At 43.5% G+C, this 25,982-nt stretch carries 25 protein-coding genes and 1 pseudogene; 6 read left to right on the top strand and 20 right to left on the bottom strand.

What is annotated here, in order from left to right:
• Window positions 1-62 precede the first annotated feature (62 nt).
• The gene (locus tag AC5SXE_RS05050) at window positions 63-1,223 is read left to right on the top strand and encodes an ATP-binding protein (protein ID WP_493916831.1); all 1,161 of its coding nucleotides are present in this window, start codon (window positions 63-65) and stop codon (window positions 1,221-1,223) included.
• 167 nt (window positions 1,224-1,390) lie between these two features.
• Here AC5SXE_RS05050 and AC5SXE_RS05045 read toward each other — a convergent pair whose 3' ends face one another.
• Together AC5SXE_RS05045 and AC5SXE_RS05040 are read right to left on the bottom strand one after the other, a co-directional pair.
• Window positions 1,391-3,217 (bottom strand): heavy metal translocating P-type ATPase, encoded by a 1,827-nt coding sequence (locus AC5SXE_RS05045; RefSeq protein WP_493916830.1) that lies wholly within the window; start codon window positions 3,215-3,217, stop codon window positions 1,391-1,393.
• Between the two features lie 2 nt (window positions 3,218-3,219).
• Entirely contained in the window at window positions 3,220-3,441 is a 222-nt protein-coding gene (locus AC5SXE_RS05040; RefSeq protein ID WP_493916829.1) for a cation transporter, read from the bottom strand.
• Window positions 3,442-3,706: 265 nt separating this feature from the next.
• Here AC5SXE_RS05040 and AC5SXE_RS05035 point away from each other — a divergent pair, with 265 nt between their 5' ends.
• Window positions 3,707-4,072, top strand: a complete 366-nt coding sequence (locus tag AC5SXE_RS05035) for an ArsR/SmtB family transcription factor (RefSeq protein ID WP_493916828.1) — start codon at window positions 3,707-3,709, stop codon at window positions 4,070-4,072.
• 89 nt (window positions 4,073-4,161) lie between these two features.
• Here AC5SXE_RS05035 and AC5SXE_RS05030 read toward each other — a convergent pair whose 3' ends face one another.
• Genes AC5SXE_RS05030 through mntA form a run of 3 tightly spaced genes read right to left on the bottom strand, consistent with a single transcriptional unit; the run spans window position 4,162 to window position 5,706 of the window.
• Window positions 4,162-4,869: a B3/B4 domain-containing protein gene (locus AC5SXE_RS05030; protein WP_493916827.1), complete on the bottom strand. Its 708-nt coding sequence runs from the start codon at window positions 4,867-4,869 to the stop codon at window positions 4,162-4,164.
• A gap of 14 nt (window positions 4,870-4,883) precedes the next feature.
• Window positions 4,884-5,306, bottom strand: a complete 423-nt coding sequence (gene hepT, locus AC5SXE_RS05025; protein WP_493916826.1) for a type VII toxin-antitoxin system HepT family RNase toxin — start codon at window positions 5,304-5,306, stop codon at window positions 4,884-4,886.
• Window positions 5,299-5,706, bottom strand: a complete 408-nt coding sequence (gene mntA, locus AC5SXE_RS05020) for a type VII toxin-antitoxin system MntA family adenylyltransferase antitoxin (RefSeq protein ID WP_493916825.1) — start codon at window positions 5,704-5,706, stop codon at window positions 5,299-5,301. The genes hepT and mntA overlap by 8 nt, the downstream gene beginning before the upstream one ends.
• A 231-nt stretch (window positions 5,707-5,937) precedes the next feature.
• On the opposite strand from mntA, the gene AC5SXE_RS05015 reads away from it, so the two are divergent.
• Window positions 5,938-6,306, top strand: a complete 369-nt coding sequence (locus AC5SXE_RS05015) for a flavodoxin family protein (protein WP_493916824.1) — start codon at window positions 5,938-5,940, stop codon at window positions 6,304-6,306.
• A gap of 71 nt (window positions 6,307-6,377) precedes the next feature.
• Here AC5SXE_RS05015 and AC5SXE_RS05010 read toward each other — a convergent pair whose 3' ends face one another.
• The 4 genes from AC5SXE_RS05010 to AC5SXE_RS04995 are packed head-to-tail and all read right to left on the bottom strand — an operon-like array spanning window position 6,378 to window position 9,973.
• Window positions 6,378-6,788 carry an SMI1/KNR4 family protein gene (locus AC5SXE_RS05010; RefSeq protein ID WP_332635839.1) on the bottom strand — a complete coding sequence of 137 codons (411 nt, stop codon included), beginning with the start codon at window positions 6,786-6,788 and terminating at the stop codon, window positions 6,378-6,380.
• A 20-nt stretch (window positions 6,789-6,808) separates the two neighbouring features.
• Window positions 6,809-7,828 (bottom strand): HNH endonuclease, encoded by a 1,020-nt coding sequence (locus tag AC5SXE_RS05005; protein ID WP_493916823.1) that lies wholly within the window; start codon window positions 7,826-7,828, stop codon window positions 6,809-6,811.
• On the bottom strand, window positions 7,818-8,813 hold the full coding sequence (locus tag AC5SXE_RS05000; protein WP_493916822.1) for a hypothetical protein: 996 nt from the start codon (window positions 8,811-8,813) through the stop codon (window positions 7,818-7,820). The genes AC5SXE_RS05005 and AC5SXE_RS05000 overlap by 11 nt, the downstream gene beginning before the upstream one ends.
• Window positions 8,814-8,848: 35 nt before the next feature.
• On the bottom strand, window positions 8,849-9,973 hold the full coding sequence (locus AC5SXE_RS04995; RefSeq protein ID WP_050767851.1) for a hypothetical protein: 1,125 nt from the start codon (window positions 9,971-9,973) through the stop codon (window positions 8,849-8,851).
• 633 nt (window positions 9,974-10,606) lie between these two features.
• On the opposite strand from AC5SXE_RS04995, the gene AC5SXE_RS04990 reads away from it, so the two are divergent.
• The 3 genes from AC5SXE_RS04990 to AC5SXE_RS04980 are packed head-to-tail and all read left to right on the top strand — an operon-like array spanning window position 10,607 to window position 14,979.
• The gene (locus tag AC5SXE_RS04990) at window positions 10,607-12,091 is read left to right on the top strand and encodes an SLC13 family permease (protein WP_303882604.1); all 1,485 of its coding nucleotides are present in this window, start codon (window positions 10,607-10,609) and stop codon (window positions 12,089-12,091) included.
• A gap of 21 nt (window positions 12,092-12,112) precedes the next feature.
• A complete protein-coding gene (locus tag AC5SXE_RS04985; protein ID WP_493916821.1) occupies window positions 12,113-13,732 on the top strand; it encodes an alkaline phosphatase family protein in 1,620 nt (539 codons plus the stop codon).
• The gene (locus AC5SXE_RS04980; RefSeq protein ID WP_493916820.1) at window positions 13,729-14,979 is read left to right on the top strand and encodes an MBL fold metallo-hydrolase; all 1,251 of its coding nucleotides are present in this window, start codon (window positions 13,729-13,731) and stop codon (window positions 14,977-14,979) included. The genes AC5SXE_RS04985 and AC5SXE_RS04980 overlap by 4 nt, the downstream gene beginning before the upstream one ends.
• 154 nt (window positions 14,980-15,133) lie before the next feature.
• Here AC5SXE_RS04980 and AC5SXE_RS04975 read toward each other — a convergent pair whose 3' ends face one another.
• The 11 genes and pseudogenes from AC5SXE_RS04975 to AC5SXE_RS04925 form a co-directional block, all read right to left on the bottom strand.
• The gene (locus AC5SXE_RS04975) at window positions 15,134-16,048 is read right to left on the bottom strand and encodes a LysR family transcriptional regulator (RefSeq protein WP_303882609.1); all 915 of its coding nucleotides are present in this window, start codon (window positions 16,046-16,048) and stop codon (window positions 15,134-15,136) included.
• Between the two features lie 247 nt (window positions 16,049-16,295).
• Window positions 16,296-16,595, bottom strand: a pseudogene (locus AC5SXE_RS04970) (autotransporter domain-containing protein); the annotation flags it as partial.
• Window positions 16,589-16,960 carry a pectate lyase-fold domain-containing protein gene (locus tag AC5SXE_RS04965; RefSeq protein WP_493917279.1) on the bottom strand — a complete coding sequence of 124 codons (372 nt, stop codon included), beginning with the start codon at window positions 16,958-16,960 and terminating at the stop codon, window positions 16,589-16,591. The pseudogene AC5SXE_RS04970 and the gene AC5SXE_RS04965, both read right to left, overlap by 7 nt.
• Before the next feature lie 573 nt (window positions 16,961-17,533).
• Window positions 17,534-17,755, bottom strand: coding sequence for a sulfurtransferase TusA family protein (locus AC5SXE_RS04960; protein ID WP_332635825.1), 222 nt, complete (start codon window positions 17,753-17,755; stop codon window positions 17,534-17,536).
• A gap of 25 nt (window positions 17,756-17,780) precedes the next feature.
• Window positions 17,781-18,872, bottom strand: coding sequence for a YedE family putative selenium transporter (gene yedE, locus AC5SXE_RS04955; RefSeq protein ID WP_493916819.1), 1,092 nt, complete (start codon window positions 18,870-18,872; stop codon window positions 17,781-17,783).
• Between the two features lie 598 nt (window positions 18,873-19,470).
• Window positions 19,471-20,313, bottom strand: coding sequence for a 3-methyl-2-oxobutanoate hydroxymethyltransferase (gene panB / locus AC5SXE_RS04950; protein WP_493916818.1), 843 nt, complete (start codon window positions 20,311-20,313; stop codon window positions 19,471-19,473).
• A gap of 48 nt (window positions 20,314-20,361) precedes the next feature.
• Window positions 20,362-22,032 (bottom strand): dihydroxy-acid dehydratase, encoded by a 1,671-nt coding sequence (ilvD, locus tag AC5SXE_RS04945; RefSeq protein ID WP_493916817.1) that lies wholly within the window; start codon window positions 22,030-22,032, stop codon window positions 20,362-20,364.
• 69 nt (window positions 22,033-22,101) lie between these two features.
• Complete coding sequence (locus AC5SXE_RS04940; RefSeq protein ID WP_493916816.1) at window positions 22,102-23,379, bottom strand: TRAP transporter large permease; 1,278 nt, start codon at window positions 23,377-23,379, stop codon at window positions 22,102-22,104.
• Window positions 23,379-23,855, bottom strand: a complete 477-nt coding sequence (locus AC5SXE_RS04935) for a TRAP transporter small permease (protein ID WP_433912637.1) — start codon at window positions 23,853-23,855, stop codon at window positions 23,379-23,381. Before AC5SXE_RS04935 ends, AC5SXE_RS04940 begins: the two co-directional genes overlap by 1 nt.
• Before the next feature lie 99 nt (window positions 23,856-23,954).
• A complete protein-coding gene (locus AC5SXE_RS04930) occupies window positions 23,955-24,929 on the bottom strand; it encodes a TRAP transporter substrate-binding protein (protein WP_433912638.1) in 975 nt (324 codons plus the stop codon).
• A gap of 103 nt (window positions 24,930-25,032) precedes the next feature.
• Complete coding sequence (locus tag AC5SXE_RS04925; RefSeq protein ID WP_332635819.1) at window positions 25,033-25,824, bottom strand: IclR family transcriptional regulator; 792 nt, start codon at window positions 25,822-25,824, stop codon at window positions 25,033-25,035.
• Window positions 25,825-25,982: the final 158 nt, after the last annotated feature.

Here is a 25,982-nt window from a genome sequence, read left to right as displayed (position 1 = left end):
TTTGCAAAAGAACGAATATATGATAAAATCGTTCTACGACAGAACGAAAAAAGGAGAATATCATGACCTTGCAAGAGTTGCTATCAAAGCTGCAAGAAATACAGGCCCGCCTCATTTTAAACTTGCCGAAGCGTTTGCGACCGTATTTCGACGCCCTTGACCTGTCGGCCAGGGGGTTGCTTGTGCTGGGCCCCAGGGGCGTGGGAAAGACGACGTTAACGCTGTCAAGGTCGAAGGAAATGCTTTACATCCCCGCAGACAATCCCTTGGTGGCGCCCTTTAAGCTGTGGGATATATGCGAGGCGGCCTTCAGAGCCGGCTACGACGGCGTTATCATAGACGAGTTGCATTACGCCCGCGAATGGGCCGTACACCTAAAGGCGCTTTACGACGCCTTCCCAGGTAAAAGGATCTGGGCCACCGACAGCAGCAGTGCATTGCTTGAAAGTGGCGTTTCCGACCTATCGCGCAGGTTCGTTCAAATCAAGGTTCCCCTTCTTTCGTTCAGGGAATTCATCGCCATAAAACACGATCACCTCTTTCCCGTGATTGACCCCTTCAACCCGGACATGCCCTCGGTCCAGGGCGTAATAAATGCCATAAACCCGCTGGCGGCCTTTGGGGAATATTTGCGCCAAGGGCTTCGACCATTTTTCCTCGAGGGACATTACGCGGAGAGGTTGAAAAACGTGCTGGACAAAATGTTGTTCTCGGATGTGCCCTTTTGGACGCCACAAATCGCAGAAAACCACCTTCGGCTCATGCAGGCAATAGTTGGCCATCTTGCCATGTCGCCAATTCCTGTAATTAGCGTGGAGTCGCTAACGCGCGAGTGGGGTGTCGGTAAGGTAAAGCTATACGATCTCATTGAAGTAATGACGCGTATATGCCTTATTCGCGTCATCAAAAGAAAAGGCGCGGCTTCCAAGCGTCACCTACGAGGAGCGAAGCTCTTTTTCTACGACCCGTCGACCTACTATGTCTTAAACGGAAACCCGGCAAACGTGCGAGAGGCATTCGTCGTCTGCTCCTTTGAAGAAGCAGGAAGGAAAGTTTTTGCAGCAGATGATGAAAGGATCTGCGACTTTGTCGTCGACGACGCAACCCTGGAAGTCGGCGGCAAGAGCAAATCGGGCAAAGCCGCAGACTTCGTAGTAAGAGACGGCCTTGACGTCCCCCTGCCTGCCGTGATTCCCATGTGGCTGCTTGGGATGATGTATTAAGCGAAACTCTGAAGACAGGGCCTTAAGCTTGCAAACCAAAACAGGATTTTGTTTAAAACTTACTGCCTAAGCACCCTCAAGACTTCGCCCTTTGAAACAAGATTAACCTGTTATAGATTAAAATTCAAGATTAAAGACCTGACCCTAATACTTGTGTGCGCATTGCGTTAAGGATGGCGATTAACGTGACGCCAACGTCGGCAAAGACTGCTGCCCACATGGTGGCCATCCCCAGGGCACCTAAGGCTAAGACGGCGCCTTTGACGCCCAACGCGATGGCGATGTTCTGCTTGGCGATTGCTAAGGGTTCGCTTGGCAATTTTAATGGCTGCCGGGACTTTCGAGGGCTCGTCAGTCATTATGACCACGTCGGCTGCCTCGATGGCGGCGTCCGACCCAAGCCCTCCCATGGCGATGCCCACGTCTGCCCGCGCAAGCACAGGGGCGTCGTTTATGCCGTCTCCGACGAAGATGAGCTTTCCCTTCGCGGATTTGCCCGCCATGAGTTCCTCCACCTTTTGCACCTTATCCGCGGGAAGCAGCCCGCCGTAGGCCTCGTCGATGCCAAGGCTCATAGCCACGCTTTCTGCTACGGACTCTGCGTCGCCCGTAAGCATTACGACTTTTTTTACCTTTTGAGCCTTCATCTCGCTTATGGCTTTGGCTGCGTCTTCCTTGATAACGTCTGCTATTACGATATAGCCTTTGTATTCGCTGTCGACTGCGACGTGAACGACCGTTGCAGCTTCACCAGGGTCTTCGACAGTTATGCCAAGCATATCCATGAGCCTGGCGTTTCCCGCTGCGACGAAGCGGCCGTTGACGGTGGCGGTGATGCCCTGCCCAGGTATTTCTTTGACGTTTGAAATGAGTGCGGCGTCGATTTCTTTGCCATATGCACGCCTGATCGAAAGGGAGACAGGATGATTTGAAAAGCTTTCGGCACAAGCGGCAAATTTTAAAATTTCTTCATTATTATATATGCCTTTTGAGACGACTTCTTGTACCTCGAAAGTGCCCTTGGTGAGCGTGCCAGTCTTGTCAAAGACGGCAACTTCCGCGTCGGCCAGCGCTTCCAGGTAGTTGCTACCCTTCACGAGGATGCCCTTCCTTGCAGCGGCGCCAAGCCCGCCAAAGAAGCTCAAGGGTATGGAGATCACCAGCGCGCAGGGACATGAAATTACGAGAAAGACGAGCGCCCTGTAGACCCAATCGCCAAGGGCCGCGCCCTCAAGAGCCAGAGGCGGGACGACGGCTATGAACGCCGCTCCGCCCACCACGGCAGGCGTATAAAAGCGGGCAAACTTGGTGATGAAGTTCTCGGACCTCGACTTTTTGGCGGCGGCGTTTTCAACTAAGTCCAGGATTTTGGATGCCGTCGATTCGCTGGCATTTTTTGTTACACGAGCGACGAGCAGGCCATTTAAATTGATGGCCCCGCTTAGCAGTTCGTCTCCTTCGCGGACAGCTTTGGGCATCGATTCGCCCGTCAACGGCGAACTATCAAGGGTTGAGCTGCCCTCCATGACCACGCAGTCTAAGGGGACCTTCTCGCCCGGTTTTATGACGATGACGTCGCCAATGTTTACTTCGTCGGGATCGACGCGATCTATAGCGTCGCCTCGTTTAAGGTTTGCGTAATCGGGGCGTATGTTCATCAGCTCGGCGATGGACTTTCTGGACTTCTCCACTGCCCTGTCCTGAAATAGCATGCCGATCTTGTAAAAAAGCATCACGGCGACGGCCTCGCTGTACTGTCCGATGCAGAAGGCCCCTCCGGTTGCAACGCTCATCAGGAAGTTTTCGTCGAATATCTGCCTGCGCGAGACGTTTCTTATTGCCCTCAAAATCACGTCGCCGCCGGTTACCGCGTAGGCAGCCAAAAAAAGCAACAGCCGGACTGCGTTTTCGGCCTCTAATAATATGGCAAAAAGAAAAAGCCCCGAACCTATGGCTATCTCGGCGATCCTTTTTTGATGCGGCTCAATAGACATCGCTAAGCCTTCTTTACCACCACGTCCGGCTCGTATCTTGTAACGATCCTTTGCGCTGCCTTGACGATGTCGTCAAATCTGGCATCGTCGCCTTCGATGACCATCTTGGAGGTCATGAAATTAACGGATGCGAAGTTGACGCCCTCCAAGGCCTTGATCTCCCTTTCTATCTTCTCCGCGCAGTTTGCGCAGTTTAGTCCCTCCAACTTAAATGCCCTTTTCATACCAGCGCCTCCTTTGTGCTTGGCTTTACGATTGAGCGTACCTTCAACTGTCAAGACAATTATAGTTGAGTATATGTTCAACTGTCAAGATCGCCTGAACCTTTAAAATATATGCACCAATGCGCAAGAACGACGCAACCTCGCGAAATAATACGCTTTTTCAGTGCCCTTGTTAATGATAGAATACAATTGGTGGATACTTATAGGGGCATTACATTTTTGGTGGCGTTATCGCGCCAACTTCTGTTGAAATGGAGGCCATAGCATGAAAAAGGACGAAATGGTCTGCGACTGCGACGTAATTCACGAAGATGTTGTCGACGCAGTCAGAAAAATACTGCCCGACGAAAGGGAGCTTTACGATTTGTCGGATTTCTTCAAGGTCCTGGGCGACAGCACGAGGGTAAAGATTATGTGGGCCCTCGATGAAAGCGAGATGTGCGTCTGCGACCTGGCAGTGCTTTTGGGCATGACGAAGTCCGCCGTCTCCCATCAGCTCCGCTCGCTTCGGGAGGCAAACCTCGTAAAAAACAGGCGCGAGGGAAAAAACGTGTTCTACTCCCTCGCCGACGACCACGTCAAACAAATATTCGAGAAGGGCCTCGAACACATCCGCGAGAAGAAAGACTAAATTTCCAGTTCCCGGGCATTCCCGGTCAGATCTTTAATCTTGAATTTTTTCAGGGGGGGCGTTCCCGAGGTCGAATATGACCCCGGTGCTTATACGTCCAGTGCCTGTGGCGTAGCTTTGTTTATAATTCCCTTTGCCTTGACCTTGCATCCAATTGCCTCAAGATGACGGGAAAGTAGGTCCAAAGCTTTTTCTACGTCCCGTGCGTCGGATTCCTGGGCTGCATCGACGAAAAAGTACGCCTCTTTTGTATCGGTCGTAACGGCGCACAACCTGCTGTCGCGGTGATTCCACAGCCAACAGCAAATCTTTTCTTCATCGGCATAGACAATGTGGCTTTCTTTGACGGGAATTTCCTCGCCAGATCCGAGGGGAAGGAACACCTCACCTTCTCTTCCGTACCTCAGGGTGAGGTCTCCTTTAAGTTTGTAGGCATCATAAGCTCCCATGGGAAGCAGCGTCATGACAGAAACACAGTTATAGCAATCGACCACGCTTGAGACATTCCAAATGTTCTCACCCTTAATCACGCGCCTTAAAAGCGCCTCCAAAGAGCAACGGTAGCTGCTGGGCTTGACGCCCATGGCGCTGTAGATTTTCCGCCAATTGGCGATCCTCGGATGTTTTGACAGCTCCTCTGTTTTAGACAGCCCATATTCTTGAAGGATCCGCGGCAGCTCTGATTTTAAGGCTTCAACGTAGTCATTTTTTGCCTCTACGATCACATGAGCATAAAGCCAGCCTATGTGAGTACCAGGGTATGCTTTTAAGATTTCAGGTGCGATCGTGATCTTCATGATATTCGCTTGTTTTATCTAACAAACCCCCAATGGCGTAAAAGTGCCGAATAAAAATCCTCGATGTCTTTTAAGTTGTTTACGAGTATGGATTTTAATATATTTAAATCAAGCGCTTGGTAATTATGAACCGCTATATTACGAAACCCTGTCATTTTGAGCATTCTTGAGGCAAGCTCTGGGCCTATTACTCCTTTTTCCTTTAAGATGACGAAGTTATCTCTGACGCTTTCGGGAAGGCCTAAATGCTCTGATGCCACAGCGTGGGCGGCAAGGTCTATGCAAGCCTGAATAGCACGCTGTAGGTTAAATACAAAGATATCCTGTTTGTCTATATCTTCAAGGCTTTTGGGATCAAGACCCGTAACGTCACGAATTCTATCGAGACATTTTTGTATCATTGCTACCTTCGCTAAAACTATGTCTTTGTCAGGCATAAAGACGCCTCCTCAAGATGTTTTCTTCAATTTCCCTGCGGCAATGCTTCAAGTCGTCATACTCGTTTATCGTTGCTACAAAAAACTGCTCGTAAGCTCCCCTTTCTGCATAAAGCAGGATGCCTGTCTTTAACGCCTGCATTTTCATCACCGGACCGGCACTATCGAGGACTACCAGATCTACATCTTTTCCAAGCAGTTGAGTAAGCCGTTCTTTCAATTCAAAAACCTGCTTTATGTCGAAAGATCTGCCAAAAAGCACGGCGACATCCACGTCGCTATCTGGCCTTGCCGCCCTTTTGGCGTAAGAGCCGATTAGAAAGACCAGTTTTGTTTTGTCTTCTCTGGCAAAAAAGTTGCGTAGCTTTGTTTCAATTTCTTTTTCGTTATTCAGATTCACAATACAGCATTACCGCCTTCTTTTGCTGACTTTAAAGCATTTTTTCAAGTTAACATCTTGTCCCTTGTTCCAATGGCCCAAATATAATTATAGCAGTTCAAGAACAGCTATAGCCGAACCGAAAGTTGAGGATTCGTCATGCAAAGTTGGGGCTTTAAATGCTTAGCGTTTGGTATGCTGTCCATGTCAGGTTTTATATTGTTTGGGTAACCTAACAAGGATGTGTTGTAAGTGAAAGTTGTTGCTATTAACGGAAGTCCGAGAAAGAAGTGGAATACTGCTACTCTATTCAAGTATGCCCTAAAAGGGGCTGAGTTGGTTGGAGTCGAGACCAAGTTGATACATCTTTATGACCTCGACTACAAAGGCTGCATGAGCTGCTTTGCCTGCAAATTAAAGGGCGGCGAAAGCTGTGGGAGGTGTGCCGTAAATGACGATTTGGCTCCCCTTCTAGAGGAGACACGAACCGTTGATGCCCTGATCTTGGGATCTCCCATTTACTATGGAGACGTCACGGGAGAGATGAGGTCATTCTTGAAAAGGCTCCTTTTCCCTAACCCAATTTACGTCAATGATTTAAAAGAAATTCCCACTTTTTAAATCATGGTTTGGTATTTTATGATCAATAATGTGAGCCAAATTATATAACAGGCTTTTAAAATCAATCATTATTATTCATCAACTAAAGAATTTAATAAATCTGAAAATGTTAATGCCAAGAATGTGATTCTTTGCACCTCATGATCATAGAATACAACAGTTGGATTTTTATCTTTCTTATTCTTGTACATGAAACAAAAATAATTGCCACACCCGTCACTGCCAAATGGGAATAGAAGACCGTTGCTTTCTTTTTCAAATAATCGATAATAAATTAAAACGAAATCTTCATCCTCTTTATTTAGACTATGTAAATGATCAATTTCAGTTTCGATATCAGGCAGTCCAGAGGGGATAGGTGTTCCTCCATTATGTTGTAATACACAGACAACATAGTCTTCTGGCAACATCAAACCAGTTTCTTTCTCTACAAATAGCACATCATCCTTCGTTATTGGACTACTAAAATTTATCCACTTCAACTGTAAGCACCATCCCTTTCTTAGTTAATCACTGTTAATTCCATTAAATATTGGCTATTTCTTTCTACCTCTTGTTGCAGTTTAGACCACCTTGCTTTATCCTCTGCAAGCATACACGCCGCCTCTACTTTCAGCAGTTGCTCCTTTTGATAATCATCCAAAATTTTGTAGACGAGAGTACGGGTAATAACATATGTAATAGTTGCAATCGTAGTCGCAGGTTCAAACATAAGGATAGGCAGAGATGTTGACGCTACTCTTGTCGGCAGATAATCCAGTAAAAACTCAGTAACATTTGCTGCTCCCCAAGCGCTAAATACACTTCCAGAAATCTTTTTAACCTCTGTCATATTAGCCTGATTAGTTGCAAAAGAATATCCAACTGAAAAAACAAAATCTGCAAGTGCGATCTTTATCCACCTGTTCATAGTGGCTTTCATAATATTGCTCGCGCTTAAGTTTCTTGTCCTCTCAAACCCGCCTACATGATGAACCTCCCTGTGAGTTGATTCGCTTACCACTTGTATTACTCCTGGTCGTTCAGAATGATGCACTACGAACCCTAAACCTTTTGGATTTTTCCCAGTTCTTGCCGCTTCTTCAATAGCCTCTATTTGTTTTTTGGTGAAATTATATTTTTCCGGATTATTTTTAAGATCCTCGTAAAACTTCTGCCAAACATATCTTTTATGAACTGATCTCGAAGCAGTAATCATATTTCCCGGCATTCTTACTGAAAAAACAGGTTTAAATTGTGGCCAACCAGATCTAGTAAATCGAACCGCCTCATTTGCAGTAACTATTAACCTGCCTGCTCTTCTATTTAGAAAATCGTGGATTGCAGGAGAAAGAAAATCACTTGGGAATAAAAACGGTCTGGATCCACCTATTATTAAAGGAGGAAACATGATATCGTACTTAGATCCGTAGTCATCATAATTATAATTGGCGATGTGAGAAAAGGCCAATCCTTCGTCTCCTGTTAATATAACAAAAATAATGACTATACATAAAGCAAAGTATCTTTTTTTAGAAATCATTTAACCCCTTCCTTTCATCAAGGAGAAAAATTGACTCGTAACGTACTCTTGCTTTTTGCTGTTCTGTTTTTATCTGATCATAGAGGATATACATCCTCTCTGTTATTGCTCTAGCTAACGAAGGCTCAAATATTAAATTTAAATCAATCAACCCTAGTTTTTTATATAAGTATGATGCTTCATCCGCATCATACTTTTTATTAATATCAACAGATCTTACGATTTTCTCAGCCCAAAGATTATACTTTAAACTTTGCCTATTTTTAATGATTTGTATGGTCTTCTGTGCTTTAATAATTGCATCATCTAAATCCACTAAATCTATCGACTTATTTAAAGCATCATTCAAATTATCATGCAATTTTTGACATTTAACTAAGATCCCATACAAAAAACCGTTTGGTTCAATACTATTAATATCTTGAAGTGATTCGCTCAAAGCTTTCTTAACTAACGCATCCAATTCTAACTCTGCTTCTTGTATAATATCACTGTCATGGTGAGCATTATCTTTACTTTCTTCCTCAGACACTAATCCCAAATTTCTGGAAATATTTGACATTTCAAGGCGAGCTTCCAAATACCAATCCAGGAATTCTTCCCTGGTTTCTTCTGGAAGACATTCAACCATCACTCGAGAAGCAATCGAAAGTGAATCATATATACCTACATATTTGGCAAATGATGTTTTATCTACAGCATTTTCATATCTTTCTTTTGCTAGGGCAACCAAGTCTATTGATGCGAGACATTTTTTTAAAAAATATATCTCATCATCGACCTCGATCTTCTTCAAGTAATCTACACCTTTCCTTGACATCTGTTCTTTTGTTTTTTCTAGCTTTTCAATCTCTTGTTCGATTAGTACCTTAGAGGATGGGATTTCCCCGGCCCAAACGTTTACATCTTCCATCAAAAAACTAACCAATGAAATTAAGATTATGAAGATAAGCTTTCGGATAATTATAAAAACTTGTCGTCCCATTATTTATAGTTCCCCCGTTTCTCTTTCCTAGTCGATCAGTTAATCGGTCCATAAGTTTCACAAACGACTTTACTTGACCGATCCTGGGGGTCAGACGAATAACTCGCCCCTTGGAAAACCCAGTTTTTCCCATCCAACTTGGCCACTTTAGATGAAAAAATTAAAGCATCTTTCAGAAGCCTCACTTTGCTGTAAATTGAAATTTCAGTTTCTTCGCCCGTATTAACGAACACGACCAAAACCTCTGGACTAATTGGCATATTAGGATCATATGAAAAGTATTCCTTTTCATTGACTGGCCATCGAACTAAAGTATTCCCAATTCTTAAAATCATATAGTAACGATTTTCCTCAACAACCTTCCCGCCCTTTTGGCATGCATATTCAGACAAATAAATATCCTTTACCCGAACGAGGTATTTCTTTTGTAATTCAAGTTGGTTTGCCCCCAATGGCTCATTCTTTTGTTGTGTGACAAAAGAAATTCTATTTTCTACTAACTCACCGAGAGGACTTGTTTTTGATACCACGATATTTTCAGAAATAGGAAATTCTTCAACTCCATCAAAATGCTTTTCAAATGCTAATGTGTCTTTAGCAGCAATAGCTCCCACCGTTACCCCTCCTGTGCCGCCAATTGCCCCACCAATTGCGGCACCTATAATTGCACCTGCAGGAGCTCCTAGACCTCCCGATAAAAGGCCTGCTAAAGTACCACCGATTAATGCCCCAGCCCCGGCACCTCCAGCAACTCCGACAGCACCAGCCGAAAGGGCTGCTTCGATAGGATCATCGCTTAAAAAAACTTTTATTGTAATAGTACTATCAGGAGACCAAAACATGCTACAATACGCAGAAGGATCATTTGGCCAATCAAAGTGAGTTTCACCTGAAATAATTTTTCTCTTTGTAGAATACCAAATGGGCTTTCCATCTTTCAGAAGTGTGACGTATACGTATGTATTTGAACCTTTTGCCGGAAGCGATTTTTCTATGTTCTGGATGATTGATCTATCAAGATCAAGTGATTTAAGACGAATAGTGTATATGCCCGAATTCGTTTCCTCGCCAAAACAATGTGAACTATTAAATGAAACTAATAATAAGATGATAATTAATATTAGAACAACTTTCGGCCTTTTGAAGCTTTCTTTTTGCACCTTTCTCCCTCCCTTTTTAAATACAATGAATATTAGCAATATTATAACTAAAAATATTGCGTCGAGCAGCTATAAAACTGTTGACCGCGTCAAGTTTTTGTAGGATTTTTGGGAACCACTCCCCGATGTATCCTAAAGGGCAACGTATTTAGTTTAGCTAAAATCAAACCCACTATGACATATGCCCTTTAAGGTCGTGTATAAAGGTTTATTGCTATTTGTAGTAAGATATCCTTGTTCAAGTTGGGACCCTCCTTTATGAATTTTTGGTCACATAAAGATTCTACCAAAAGGAGCGGTCCCTTTCTTTTTTCCCTTAAAAAACTCCTACAAATATTTTACGCGATTTATACTCTCTCAAACCAAGCTTTGTGTATGTATATAAACAAAAGATTAGGTGGGTCCCCGAATTTTCCTCATTCTCAGCCTTTGAATGCAACAAATTCGAATAATGCAGTTTATTATACGATCCCTCGGGTTCGTTATAGTTGCGGTCAGCACATTCCTTGGAACTATAAGCAAATCTTATAAAAACATAAGATTAATAAATTTGACAAATGCATATTTACAAAAATATAATTTTAATGCGGATACTTTCATTATTTTATCATATTGAAAGGAGGTTCTAGAAAAATGCAGAAGGATAAGACGAAGGGAAAAGAAGGCAATTTGACCAAAATAATCGGAGTGACCGCCGCTATTGTACTCTTTGCGCTCGTTTATGCCCTCGTGCCTGTTTCGGAAAGTGGCCTGAAACCCGAAGGCAAAGCTGCTTTAGCTGTATTTCTTGGCGCTTTCGCATTATGGATTTCTGAACCATTTCCCACGTATGTAGTTGCTTTTGTTACTATGATTGCCTTGATATTAACTAATGCATGGGATCAAAAAAGCGTTCTTGGCGTTTTTGGATACGATGTAATTTGGTTAATGGTGTGTGCTTTCATATTAAATTCCGCAATGCAAGTTACAAAACTAGGTAAGAGAATAGCTTTGGCTATTGTCACGAGGTTTGGACAAACTGCGAAAAGCGCTATTCTGGCAATGATCGTAGTGAACTTCGCCATTTCATTTTTAATCCCCTCAACGACAGCCAGGGCAGCTTTAATGCTTCCCATTGCCATCACGCTTGCTAACATTTATAACGCCATACCCGGAGAGAGCAACTTCGGAAAATTGCTGATGCTGGTTAATATGCAAAGCAATGAAATTTCAACGAGTGGTATACTTACCGCAACATCGGCAAACGTCATGGCAGTTAACTTCATCAAAGAAGCAACAGGCGCACAAATATACTACTCAACCTGGCTCATCGCTGCAATGCCAATAGCCATTGTGACTACCATAATTGGTTATTTCGTTGGGCTAAAACTATTTCCACCAGAAATTGAAAAAGTAAGCAGCGAAGCTCTCGCTAACATGGAAAAGGAAATGAAAGACTTAGGTCCAATGGATGCCAATGAGAAAAAAGCTCTCATCATATTTCTCATCACTTTGTTTTTGTGGTGCACTGACAGGTGGCATATGGCAATGTTCCATAGACAGATTGATCCCACTCTAGCTGCAATGATAGGTGCGACTTTATGTTTGCTTCCTGGGATCGGCGTTATAAAGAAATGGGGCGACGTAAAAATACCGTGGGACCTTATGCTTTTCAGTTGCGGAGCTTACGCCGTGGGCATGGCATTGGATAAGACTGGGGCTGCATCTTTTATTATCAATAGTATTTTATCGAGAATTAATTTAGTCAATGTTACCTTCTTTAAGATTTACGCAGTTGTAATGTTTATTGCTCTCTTTTCACACATAATATTCACGAGCAAAATTGTTAGAATTACCATACTTGCTCCCACGGTTATAGCCTTTGCTAAAGAATTAGCACCAGTGCTAAATGCCGATCCTACCAAATTAGTCATCGCCCTTACGCTCCCTGTCGCTTTTACTATCTGTTGGTGCATTACGCTTCCTCCACAGAGTAAACCTAACCTCATATACTACTCCAGCGGATTCTATAAGGTAAGGGATCAACTTTTGCATGGCCTGATCATCGACGGGATAGGTTACTTGATGTTCCTTGTGGCCGGGTTAACCTGGTTCAAAATAGTTGGCATTGGAATATAATCACGCCCAAGGGGTGACACCATGGGAAAGTTCATAGAAACCTCCGAAATTTTGGCTAAGGCTATTGAAGAAGCTTATATGCGGGGTGAAAGCGACTATTACATGAAGCCTCTTGTTTTAAAGAATGCAGATGGCAAATCAATTGGGTTAATAAATGATGGTGACTCGGTTGTTTTTTGCTGTAAAAGAGGCGAACGGGAAATTCAGCTTACAGATTGCTTTGTTGAGCCCGAGTTCACCTATTTTGAGAGGAAAAATTTCTCGAACCTTTTTTTCGTTCTCTTTACCCTGTATCACTCTAAATACGTATCTTTAAATCTTCCAATTGCATTCAAATTCGAAACTGTTTCAAACACCCTCGGGGAGGTTATTTCAAGATCCAAACTAAAACAATTAAGAATAGCCGAGTCTGAAAAATTTGCCCATGTAACCTTCTTTTTCAACGGCGGGGAAAACATAGTTTTTCCCTTGGAGGATGACGTAAAAATACCATCCCACAGGGGCATCCCTTACGAGAAAATACCATTACTAAAACTTTCCGAAGTATCTACAAGACTTATTGAGGAAATAAATAAAGACAAATACAATTTCATACTAGCAAATTTTGCCAACGGGGACATCATAGGTCATACTGCTGATTTCGATGCCAAAGTAACATGTGTTAAGGGAATAGACAAAACGCTTGAAGATGTAGTAACAGCCGCGATTAAACAAAAGTATACAGTAATGATCACAGCAGACCACGGTGTTCTTGAAGTCGGTTACAAAGACGATGGGAGACCTAACGTCAGCCATACTACAAACCCTGTTCCCTTCTTGCTTGTTGGCCCTTCGGTTCAAGAGATTTCCCTCAAGGAGGGAAGACTTGCTAACGTAGCTTCAACCGTCCTTGTCTCTATGGGTATAGAGCCACCTGAAATTTTTGAAAAGAGCCTTTTTCGAGCGCGTACAGCAATTAACCAGCGCAAGGTACTTTTAATAGTGTTAGATGGTTGGGGCATTGGTAAGGAAGACTCAAAAAACCCAATATACGTCGCCGGTGCCCCTTTTTACAACAGACTTTTGCGAGAATATCCGCATACAATCCTCAAGGCCTCGGGCGAGGACGTTGGGTTGAAAAAAGATCAACCCGGCAATTCCGAGGCAGGTCATATAAATCTAGGCGCAGGCCGTGTCGTGCTACAAGATGATGTGATAATCGAAAAAAGCATCGCTGATGGTAGCTTTTTCAAAAATCCTGTTTTACTGGAAGCTGTAAATAGACTCCATGATTCCAAAGGGTGTCTTCATCTCATAGGCTTACTTTCTCACAAAAGTTCTCACGGCGTCATAGACTATGTGTCGAATGTTCTCATGTTGGCAAGATCTCAGAATCTTGAAAACGCCTATCTTCATATCATTCTCGACGGAAGAAGCACTGAACCGGGAAGCGCGCCTCATCTTTTAAGGCAATTCGGAGTTACACTCCGTGAAATAGGAATTGGGACAATAGTTACAGTTTTTGGAAGAGGGATCGCCCTTGATCGCAGTGGTGATTACCTGGGTAAAACCAAGCTTGCCTATGATGCCATGGTTTTCGGCAAGGGAGAACCAGTCTATTGGCGCAATTGCGAGCATGAGGAAAAGGAGGTAAGAAAGTGAGACTGAAATGTCTTGGCGGATTTGGCGAGCAGGGTCGCAGTGCTCTGCTGGTTGAGGGTAAATCATGTTTTCTAGTAGATTATGGCGTTAAAAAGACAGTTGGAGAAGGCATCCTTGGCGAGTTGCCTTTGGAGGACTTCCCTGAGCTTGACTTTATCGTGGTAACGCATGCTCACCAGGATCATACCGCAATGCTTCCTTTATTGGTCGAGAAAGGTATAAATGTGCCCATTTATGCCACTCTACCTACAAAGGAATTTACTATTACTTATTGCGAGAGTTGGCATAAGAGCTATGAAAGTCATGGGCTTGTCCCCCCTTACGACAAACAAAGCATCTATGAATTGGAGAAATTATTTGTCACAAAACCATACTTTCAGGAATTTGAGGCAGGGAAAGGTACGTTGATAACATTCTTTCCCAGCGGTCACCTTGTAGGATCTGCCATTGTACATATAAAGGACGAAAAGACAATCGCACATTTCGGCGACATAAATTTCAATGATGCAATCAATCCGGAACCCTACCTTGATTTTGATGCTGAAATAGGCATAATCAATGGATCTTACGGAGATAAAATAATGCCTAAGGAATTACTAGAAAAAAAATTTATTGAAAATGTCACTTCTGGCAGATTCAACGTCCTCATACCTTCGGCAGCGTTAGGAAGAGGGCAAGTGGTTTGTTTGCTTTTGTTGGAAAATTTATCAAAAATAGATAAAGAAATATACATTTCAAAATCAATCATAGAAAATACAAAACGAGTTCTAAAATATCCGCATTATATCAAACCCGAGGCCATTGGAATGCTCAACAAGCTAGTCGATTCTCCCTATTTTAAAATTATCGATGAATCCAAATTATACGACCTTGTTGAAAAGGGAGCTATCTTTATAGCGCCGGATGCTATGCTGTCTTCCGGTCCAGCACTTAAAATTTTCAATCTCCTCAAAGATAAACCACAAAACAAGATTATTCTTTCGGGGTTTCTTGCACCAGGCACCCTTGGCAGAAAACTTGCTGAAGGGGAAGTATCCATTAACGCAGTGTTATCGCTATCAGAGCTAAAAGTGCATACTGACCTAGCAGACAATAAATTCATAATAAACAAGACGCTTTCTAACGCAAAGTTAATCCTAATCCATCACGGAGAAGAACCCAAATCGACAAACCTTGCCAACAAATTGCGTGAAAAGTTTAATCTCGACATAAGATCTCCTCATTTTGGTGATGCGATCATTATTTAATGTGACGCTTTTTTATAGATATTCGTGACATGATAAATGAACCCTTGTAGGAACACGCTCCCTCAAGGGTTCATTTATCAGAAATCTGCAAATCACTGTCTCTCCGACTTTTATTTTATACAATCACAAAGATGTCTTCTCAATATGATAAAAATTACTCATAACCAAAAGTTTCCGTAATTGATCCCGTCTCCGACTTTAAAAAGCTTAAAAAAAGATTTGTGGCAGGCAAGAATTTTTTCCCCTTCCTCTTAACTAGAAAAACCCTTCTAACGAGGTTCATTTCTTCTATTTTTGATGCATGGAGATTACCCTCTGCTACTTCCCTTTTTACTGAAATCCACGATAGAATACTAGAGCCAAAATCTTCAGCAACCAATTTTTTTACTACCTCTATGTTTCCCAGTTCAAGATAAGGTTCGATACATACTCCATATCTATTAAACTCAGAATCAATGTAATTACGTGTAGCAGAATATTTTTCTGTTAATATAAGATCTTGATTTAACACCTCGTAAGCGGAAACTGTCTTTTTGCTAGCAAGTTTATGCATCGGAGAAGTGACGAAAACTAACTCATCTTCCAACAAAGAGGTAAAAGAAAGACCTTGTTTTCTTTGGCTTTTATCGCCTTCTCCCATAATAGCGAAATCGATTTTATTGTCTTCTATGCTCTCAATGAGGTCTCTCGCAAACCTTATTTTTACGGAGAACGTGACATGTGGATGTTCCCTTTTAAATTTACCAAGAATTGGAGGAATGACGTAAATTCCAGAAAGTATGCTTGCTCCAAATTTTATTTCCCCACTTAACGGATCCTGAGCTTCTTTAAGCGCTCTTTTAGCCTCTTCCATTGTATGTAAGATTTTCTCCACGTATAACAGCAATGTTTTGCCTGCATCCGTTAGTAGAATGTTCTTACCAACCCTTTCAAATAGCTCCATTCCACATTCATCTTCAAGTGATTTAATTTGGAGGCTGACTGCTGGTTGGGTTAACCCGAGAGATTCTGCTGCCCTTGTAAAACTCTTACATTTTGCAACCATGTGAAATGTTATAATTTTGTTCATAGATTTTTCCCTCGCGCGACAACTTATTTAACACTTCTTTAACTTTATTGTAGCTTAAAACACTCAAAAAAATAATCTATAGATTTGTCTTTTAGCTTGAGAAATGCTTCGCTCTACACCCATGTCCGTGTAATGCTTCTATGGTCTCTTACATACAAGATGCGAGGCCAATTTAAAGGTCTCTTAAAGACCTCAGGGGAGGTAGCGTCAACTTCCATGAGCTTGTTTTGAAGCTTGAGCCAGTAAATCACTGCTTCCACTCAAGCCTGAGCCAACCGCCGTGAGAGTCGGTATTGTCTCCAAATCTTCCGTTGTAGCTTAAGGAGACGTTGAAGTTATCTGCGGAATAAAGGGTCATGCCAAGGTCTGCGACGAAGTAGTCGTCATCGAGCTCTTCGGTGAACCATCTTTTTGTTCCATAACGTGTCTCGTCTATGGTAACGTCGTCTCCCGAAAGGACGTTTACATAGGAAAGCCTCAAGTAAGGAGAAAACCTCGAGCCGTCCTTGGAGATAAACTCTCCCTTAAACCTCACGCCTATTACACCTTCTGTAACGGTCGTATCGTAGTCGCCGTAGGTGTAGCCGTTGGTCTCGGTATAACCGCCTCGGCATTTGTACCCGTTACGGTTATGATGCCGCTGTTAGTGACTTTAGCTCCATTTCCGTACATTCCAAGGGCATTAACTCCGTACGTGATTATTTCGCCCTTATTATCGATATTAGCGGCATAACTGGCATACATTCCGTGGGCACCTTCGCCATAGTTAGAGTCGCCTTTCATACCCGTGGATATACTACCGCTGTTCGTGGCAATTGCTCGGTTACGGACGTACATGCCCAGGGCAGAAAATCCTTGCGTAATTACAGTGCCGAAGTTTGATGCGTAATTGCCTTCATCTTTTGCATGCATGCCATATCCGTAATTCGTCCACGTATAGATCGTACCGTCGTTAACACAATTTGGATCTCCTTTAAGAGTAGTGTTTCTGGTTGTATCCTTTGGATTTTCTACTGCAAAAACTACCTCTGAAGGAAACAAGGTGACCATAATAACAATAAGACATGACAAATAAGCGAAAACCATTCGGACATTAAACATCTTCGGCATTGCTCCAAGCATTTTCATCGGGTTTAAAGGATAAAGAAGATAAAGATAATATCTCGATAAATATTAGCAATTTTCGATCACCTATATTCTTTTTTTAGTTTTAACGATAAGATAACATTTTCTACAACTGAACTAAACGTTATTTAGATGAATCAAAAAGCTCCAATGCACTGGCGGCATATACAGACAATAAACGTATCTTTTGATTAAGGGTAAGAACAGTGTATCCAAAAAAGTATTTTCTTTTCCTCCTGAGGCAAAATCATTATAGCAGTTTTGCCCAAAATGTCCTTTATCCCTTGACAGGCAATACAGTATCTAACCACAATGTCCGCCGGCTTGAGAGCGCCATCAAGCCGGCGATTAAAAGCAATGTTACTTTCTTAGTATGATTGTAAAGCTGCCTTCCGGCAGTTCCTCGTATTCGGCCATCCAACCGTTGCTTTTGGCGAACCTGCTCACGTTCATCACCGACGTCATCGTATCCACCAGCACGTGTATTTCACCGTAAGGCGTTTTTTTAATGGCTTTTTTCGTCTCGACGACCGGCTGCGGACATGAAAGCCCTCTGGCATCAACAATTACCGCTTCCGCCATTTTTGTTCACCTCTTCCTCCGCACTCTAGATTTTCTCCCTCATAAGGAAACCCACGAAAAGACAAAACACGATGCCAACCACTGTCGCCGCGGGGCCATATGTGCCCGGGCCTGCCGGCGAGCTGGCCAGGTTGAAGTTGTGCGCAATGGCAGCGCCAAACAACATCCCGAGAACAAACACGGCGGCATCGCCGTCCCCTTCTCCGCTCATTATGAACTGCCTTCCCGGACATCCACCAGCAAGGGTGAAGGCAAGGCCTGACAACACCATTCCCATGGCATTCCACAAGGCCTTTGTGTGGGCGATCGGTTGTCCTTCAAATCCGAGCTTAAACTGTCCGAGAAACAGGTTCGTGATGAAAGCCGCAACTATGAAGGCCAAAATCCCGTTAAAGAGGTGAAAGTCCTTGAACATTATCAGATCGCGCAATGCTCCAACAGTGCAAAAGCGGCTCCGCTGGGCTAACCACCCGACAAGCAAACCTACCGCAAGCGACAACGCCACGGGCGCTGCCATGGAACCAGGGCCTTCCTTGGAAAAAAAGATTGCCGACGATCCCTCGGGGCCAAAGCTCGGACGCAGCAACACGAAAACGATGAGCATCACAGCAATGGCGGGCATCACGTAGCCCAACGCCCTTTTAGCGGGAAAGTTGCGCCCCAAGTTGAACCCACGCCAGAGGAACCCTATACCGATGACGATGCCAATGGCCAGCCCTTCAATGCCTGGTATGGCGTTTAAGTCCCCGGCGCTCAAGCGGATGTACGCCCTCCATGGGCATCCCAAAAACACCAAAGCCCCAATCATGGCAAAAAAACCAAGGAAAAAACGGATAATCGGAGAAGACCCCGTCCTTGGCTTGTATTCCCCATACATTAAGGAAGAAACAAAAGAACCCAACATGAATCCGGCAAGTTCGGGCCGAACGTACTGCACCGTAGCTGCCCTGTGAAGCCCTAAGGCTCCAGCAATATCTCTGGTAAAGCAAGCTACGCAAATTCCCATGTTGCCCGGATTGCCCCAGAAGGTCAAAAGCGGTGCAAGTATGCCGACGGCAACACCCGTCAGGATCGGGCCTGTACGCGACATGAGTAAGCGATTTAAAGCACGAAACATCTTCAAATCCCACCTTTCTCGAAGTTAAAAGCAAAGGACATCTCCACCATCGATGCACCCGTTTTGGAGAAAGAATGGGACTTTAGGAATCAGATGACCGGCGAGCAGATAATTACAGAAAATAAGGAGTTCTCGCCATGCATATTTGATCGGCCAGGCAAGTTATCACCAAAACGCCGGGTGCACGAATGCGGAACCCGCATTCCAGTCGAAACTCACCGTCGGCCAAATGCGAACATCATGAGCGAGACCTCCTTTCTTGCATGAAGTGCCAGAAACATACTAACACAAATTCGAGGTGTTGCGTCAATTTCAGGAATTGTCTGACAAATGCAGGAGGGCTGTAAGAGTTATATTCTTTCATGCGAGGATGCGATCAAACCGTTTAGTTTCCATTCCTTATGAGAAATATAAAAAGGGCTGTCAACCATCTCTTAATTCGTGGGCTAATTTGAGGCGTTCCCTTGGCAGGGGAATTTCCCCTCTCGTACACAAAAATTACACACAGATGGCCTGCCCCTACGCAAACCCGAAGGCAGGCCTCTTCTTTACCCTCTATATTTATTGCAGCATGAAGCCTAAATAAGCGATTCGTACCTTACAACGAATCTCTTAGGCTGTTTACCTCATCCTCGCTGACGTTGAAGCCATGCTCTCGTGCAGGATATGCTCGCGACTCTATTTCACCGCGCCATGCGTTAAATCCCTCTAAAATTTCCTTTCCCAGAAGCTTATATTGTTTTACAAACTTAGGCACAAACTTATCAAATATGCCCAAAATATCATAAGCGTTCAGGTTATATCCTGTACAATTAGGGCCTGCTCCTACGCCAATTGTAGGTATAGAGAGCTTTTCATCAATAAGAGTACCTAGAGCGGAAGGGAGACATTCTAAGACAATCGCAAACACTCCAGCCTCCTCAAAAGCAATCGCATTCTCAATCATCTTTTTTGCCGACTCAATACTCTTCCCCTGCACTTTAAATCCTCCAAAAGATGCAGCGGTCTGTGGAGTAAGACCAATATGTCCCATGACGGGAATTCCCGCTTTAACGACAGCTGCTGCCTTTTCTGCTGCATATAAATCTCCTTCCATTTTTACGCAGTCTGCGCCGTTCTTCATAAGGATACCCGCATTGTGAATGGCTTCTGTTTCGCAAGCCTGATAGGACATAAACGGCATGTCGCCAACTATAAACGTGTTTGGCGCACCGCGACGAACCAGCTTTAAATGATAGAGCATATCCTCCAAGGTTACATGGACCGTACCATCGCAGCCATGTATTACCATGCCTAATGAATCTCCTACTAAAATCAACTCGATATCGGATTGGTCTACCAAAGCTGCCATGGGATAGTCATATACAGTTATCATGGCAAATTTGTCTTTGGTGCGTTTCCTTTCCATAATCTCAGGAATGGTTACTTTCTTTTTTTCCACTGTGTTTCCTCTCCTTATCTTTGTGTATTTTGTATTTTTTTGTAAAGATCAGCATCTTGGAAAAACAGCACCTGACATTGCAGATGATACAAGCCTGGCGTATCTGCTCAGGTAGCTTCGTTTATCAATTTTGCTCTCAGGTCTGACCCAGCGTTTTTTTCTTTCAGCAATCTCCTCGTCGCTTACCTCAAGGGTTATAATTCCTTCGGGTATATTGATGGAAATTATATCCCCCTCCTCAATAAGCGCTATGGGGCCACCCTCAGCCGCTTCAGGGGAAATATGTCCAACAGCAGCTCCGGCGGTTGCTCCGGAAAATCTACCATCGGTGATAAGCGCAACGTCCAAGGACAATCCCATCCCAACAATTGCCGAAGTAGCCGTAAGCATTTCGCGCATGCCGGGGCCGCCCTTGGGACCTTCATAGCGTATAACCACAACGTCCCCAGGTTTGATATTTCCTCCGTATATTGCTTCTACGGCGTCTTCTTCTTTGTTGAAAACACGACACGGCCCTCGATGCTCATACATTTTGGGGTTGACGGCTGCAATCTTACATACAGAGCCTTCAGGTGCAACGTTACCAAAAAGAAGTTGAAGGCCTCCCTTGCTGGAATAAGGGTTATCGATTGGACGAATCACGGAAGGATCGATAACCACAGCAGCTCCGGCGACATTTACAGATACCGACCTCCCTGTAACGGTAAGCGCTTCTCCGTGAATTAATCCGGCTTCATTGAGCTCGGCCATAAGCGCTGTGATGCCTCCTGCGTAGTATAAATCTTCAGGATAGTGGCCTTTTTCTGCAGGGCTAAGTTTTACCAGGTGTGGGACTTTTTTCGACATCTCGGTAAAAAGCCTGACGTCAAAATCGATTTCGGCTTCATGTGCCAGTGCCGTAAGATGAAGTATGGTGTTCGTGGATCCACCTATAGCAAGATCCACAGTTATGGCGTTTTCCAGTGCCTCCATGTTAATTATTTGTGACGGCGTAATGCCCTTTTCGAGAAGCTCCATTATTTTTAGGCCCGTCTTTTTGGCAAGAGCGATTCGTCGCGCCGACACGGCTGGGATTGAGCTCCCCGGAAGACACATTCCGAGAGCCTCCGTAAGGTAATTCATGGAGTTGGCGGTCCCCAGCAAATTACAGGCACCGCAACCCGGCAGCGCATCGAGCTCCATTTCTGACAGATCTTCATCAGTGATAACCTTTTTGGCAACGAGCCCCTGAGAGGACATGAGATCGGCGTACCCCATTTTTTTGCCCTTGTAACAACCTGTCAGCATCGGACCGCCGCTCACGATAATAGCCGGCACATCGAGGCGTACACATGCCATGAGCATGCCAGGTGTAATTTTATCGCAATTAGTAATCAATACCATGGCATCGTAAGCATGTGCATTCATCATGACCTCGATACTATCTGCTATTAGCTCTCTGCTGGCCAATGGATAGTGCATGCCGCCATGTCCCTGAGCAATTCCGTCACAAATACCGATGGTGGGAAATTCGACAGGCATACCGCCTGCTTCGATGATTCCCTCGCGTACCGCCTTGGCTATAAGGTCAAGGTGAAAGTGACCGGGCATGCACTCGTTTTGAGAGTTCACGATGCCGATAACGGGTTTCCTTAAATCTTCGGGAAGATGGCCCATCGAGTAATATAACGCCCTGTGGGTCGCTCTTGTGATTCCTTTTTTTGTAATGTCACTTTTCAAAAAATGTCGCCTCCTTATTTTTCATTTAGCAGATTTAACAATTTCCAGCAATCTTAATGCATAATAGATTTACTGCAACATATTAGGAAGAAACATTAGTATCCCCGGGCAATAGGTGAAAAGGAAAAGCATAAAGGTCAATACCAAAAACAGAGGGACTATATTTCTCGAAATTGATTCGATCGAAACTCCTGATATACTGCTTGCCACGTACAAATTTACAGCCATCGGAGGCGTTATCATTCCAATGGATGTATTTATGATCATTATTAGCCCTAGAGCAATAGGATCCATTCCCAAATGCACGCAAATGGGAAGGACGATAGGCGTCATCAGCAGAATAATTGACTGAGTTTCCAGGAAGCAACCCAGAAATAAGAGACTGGCATTTACCATGAGGAAAATTACATATTTGCTGGAAAAAGACCCCAGCAAAAATTTGGTAATTTGAGCAGGCACCCCGGAGCTGGTCATCAGCCAGGAAAAAGAAGATGAAACGGCAACAATAAACAAAACCAGGGCGGTGCTTGTTGCCGATTTTGCAAAGATCGCGGGAAGGTCCTTGTATTCGAGTTCTTTGTACACAAACTTACTTACAACAAAGGCATAAACACATGCGACAGCTGCCGCTTCTGTGGGAGTAAAGACTCCCCCGTATATCCCGCCAAGAATTATTAAAGGCATTATAAGCGCCCATGTGGCTTCGATAAAGGCAGACAATACGCTTTTCCACGTAATTTCATAATTTTGATCAAACTCATATTTTCTGCAGGATATTCCAACAAGGATCGACATTGCAATCATGAGCAGTATTCCAGGCACAATCCCTCCTACAAACATGGTTCCCACAGATACGGAAGCCACAAGAGCGTAAGTAATCATTGAAATGCTTGGAGGAATAATAACCCCAAGAGTCCCTCCCGCAGCAGCTATAGCGGAAGCTTTTGCCGCCGGATATCCTGCCTTTTGCATCTCGGGTATCATAATGCCACCAATCGCTGCTACAGTGGCAGGGTTTGACCCTGATATTGCTCCAAAAAAGCCGGATGCCACAACAGTGATAACTCCAAGGTGAGCTGGGATCCAGAAACAAACCTGACGAATGAATTGAATTAACTTTTCTGAAACACCGCCACGTTGCATAAGATCTCCGGCCAAAATAAAAAACGGGACAGCCATGAAAGGAAAACTATCTATTGCCGTAAACATTCGCTGGGCAACTACCATTGCCGGAATGCGTACCCCACCTAAGAAAAGAGCTGTTAATACACTCATCCCCATCGATATTCCTATAGGAACACCAAGAAACAATAAAATAAATAGCACGCCAAACAAAAGAAACGCCATCATATAACATCCCCTTCAGCGCTTTGCTTTAAGGAAGCGATATAATATTGAAGACTTCTCACAGCCATGAGGCAACAACCTATGGGAATGGCTGAATAAACGCTCCACATTGGAAGACCAAGAGAAGGCGATACTTGTTGCATTCCATACAATCCCTTAACTAAGCGAAGCGAAAGAATCATAACCGTAACATTAAAAAAGAGCACAATAGAAAGGACTATGAAATGAATATATTTGTGCAATTTTGCCGGCATGATCATGTAAATAAGTTCCACGACAAAATGGGCATTTTTCTTGGCACCTGCCCCTATACCTATAAAGACCATCCAGATCATAATATAGCGAGCAGCTTCTTCATACCATGCCATGGAAAAAAGACCCGAATACCTTCCAAAGGTCCCTAAAAATACTATAATTACCATGATAGGCAATAGCACTGCTAAAATGTATTCCTCTAATGTGTTGAACTTTTTCAAAATGATCTCCCCCAGTATTACACAACTTATCAAGCCACTAAAATTAATCAGTGGAGTGTTCTTTAAACGTGACAAGAACACTCCACTGAACAAAAGAATTTATTTGCCTAGCAAAGCTTCTAAGTATTTAGGGTTTATTTGAGACTTAAATTGGTCATAAACAGGAGCGCAGGCATTTTTCCATTCATCTTTATCTACATCGGCAAAAGCAACTCCTTCATTTTTTAGAGATTCAACGAGTTGCTCGTCAAGCTGGGCACTAAATTGTCTCTCATAATCACGAGCTTCTTTTTCAGCTTTTACGATAGCATCCTGAATTTCTACTGGAAGGCCATCAAAGACTTGTTTGCTTATCATGCATACAGCTGGAGAATAAAAGTGGCCTGTTAGGGAAATATGTTTCTGTATTTCATATAATTTTGTAGTGTATACTATAACTAAAGGATTTTCCTGTCCATCGATGACCCCTTGTTGAAGGGCGACAAAGACTTCGCCCCATGCCATAGGTGTTGGTGTTGCGCCAAGAGTTTTGAAGGTAGCCTGGTGTATGGGGTTTTCCATGGTCCTGATTTTCATGCCTTTAACATCACCAGGGTGAATAATGCTTTTTTTATTGTTGGAGATGTGCCGAAAACCATTCTCCCAAAAACCAAGAGCTTTTATTCCCTTGGGCTCTAAACTTTTTAATATATCGGCTCCTATTTCGCCATCCATGGCTTTAAACGCTTCATCCCTGTTTTTAAAAATATATGGCAAATCAAAAATCATGAAGTCGGGAGAAAAGTTTGGCAGTGGCCCGGTGGAAACAATACACATCTCTATAAACCCCATCCCCACGCCCTCGACCAAATCTCTCTCGTTTCCTAGTTGACTGCTCGGAAATATATCAACACGAACCTTTCCATTTGTGTACCCTTCGACCTTTTCTTTAAAACGAACGGCTCCGCTGTGATAATGCCCTCCAATTTCAGTCGTCATACCTATTTTTAATACGATAGGATCTTCCGCAAAAGAAGCTGATGCCACAAAAACCAGTAAAACGGCCATCATAATAACTTGCAAAGTCTTTTTCATAGAGCACAATCCTCCCAACATTGAGATATTTTTAAATCTTAACAGCTACTGGTACTATGCTATTTGCCATAGCGCACCCCCCTCTTTTATAGCAGTTAAGCACTTACCTGGATTCTTCGAACATCACATTGCCTTGCCAGCCTAACGAACAGGAAAAACGTCTGGCTGTATCGCGCACGAGAGAATAGAGTTCTTCTCTTTTTGGATTTTCATCGAATCTAAACTTGGGAAGTGCTATGCTCAGAGCAGCAATTACGCTACCGCTCGCATCAAATACCGGGGCACCTATGCAATAAATATTTTTGATATGTTCCTCGTCATCTATGCTATATCCTCGTTTCCTAACCACTTCCAGATCCTTTAGAAGGGCCTCCATATCTGTCATAGTGTTTGGGGTATACTGAACAAATGTTTCATTGCTTAAAAGTTCACGAATACTATTTTCCGGGAGAAAGGCAATAAGAGATTTACCGAGGGCCGTGCAGTAAAGGGGAATAGTCTGTCCCAAATTCATGCAAACCTTAATGGTATCTGTAGATTCGATTTTACTGATGTACAATGCCTTTGAGCCATCACGGACAGCCAAATTTACAGCCTCTCCGGTAATTCTCGACATATCAAGCATAAATGGGTAGGCCATTTTAGGGAGCCCTGTCTTTCTTGCAACATTACTTCCAATTTCAAAGAGTTTGTAGCTGTTCGAATATTTAGAATTTGATGGATTTTGAACTACATATCCTAGTGATTTTAAAGTAGAAATGGTGCGAAATACTGTGCTTTTTTCTAAAGAAAGCTTTTCGCTAATTTCAGTAATCCCCAGTTCGCCACACTCATCAAGGAGTTCCAAGATAGAAAATGCCCGCACTACGGACTGAAGGATTTTCTTATCAGACATGCAGTAACCTCCAATTCGCCAGCATATTGTCAATAAAAACACGCTTTTTTAAGACATCAAATTTCTTACTTTTATTCACGTCTTGTGCCGCTATGCGATACATTGTTTTTCTAAGCAGCACAATCCAAAGATACCAAGTAAGTTTTATTTTGTCAATA

It is taken from the genome of Acetomicrobium sp., from assembly GCF_059026225.1.
Note: the sequence above shows the minus strand (reverse complement) of the source record. Positions and strands in the feature narration are given on the sequence as shown.